Here is a 502-nt window from a genome sequence, read left to right on the forward strand (position 1 = left end):
CAATATTGCAGACTATATCCGGTCATCTGCATGGACGAAAAACCGTACCAACTTCTTGATGAAACCAGGGAACCGATACCGATGAAGCCCGGGAAGTCAGAACGCCGGGACGGAGAATATGTCAGAAACGGAACCTGCAGCATCTTTGTCTTCACAGAACCGCTGGCCGGATGGAGGCACGTGACGGCCTGTGAAAGAAGAACTCGGGTTGACTGGGCAAATCAAGTCCGGGAACTACTTGATGTTTATTATCCCAAAGCGCATAAAATCCGATTAGTGATGGATAACCTTAACACTCATACTATGGCATCGCTTTACCAAGCATTTACACCGGATGTAGCCAGGAGTCTGGCCAAACGCTTGGAAATCCACTATACACCGAAGCACGGCAGTTGGCTCAACACAGCCGAAATCGAACTGAGCGTAATGACCAAACAGTGCCTGGATCGCCGGATTTCTTCAATAGATTCCCTCCGTCTTGAATTGGCGGAATGGGAAACCG

General features: G+C 49.2%; 1 protein-coding gene. It reads left to right on the forward strand.

Translation table 11 applies throughout. The features are described from left to right. Window positions 1-30: 30 nt before the first annotated feature. The coding region (locus DCCM_RS16640; RefSeq protein ID WP_231702829.1) for an IS630 family transposase at window positions 31-502 on the forward strand (472 nt) is incomplete at its 3' end.

Origin of the sequence: Desulfocucumis palustris (genome assembly GCF_002933875.1) — a bacterium.
Taxonomy (GTDB): domain Bacteria; phylum Bacillota; class Desulfotomaculia; order Desulfotomaculales; family Desulfocucumaceae; genus Desulfocucumis; species Desulfocucumis palustris.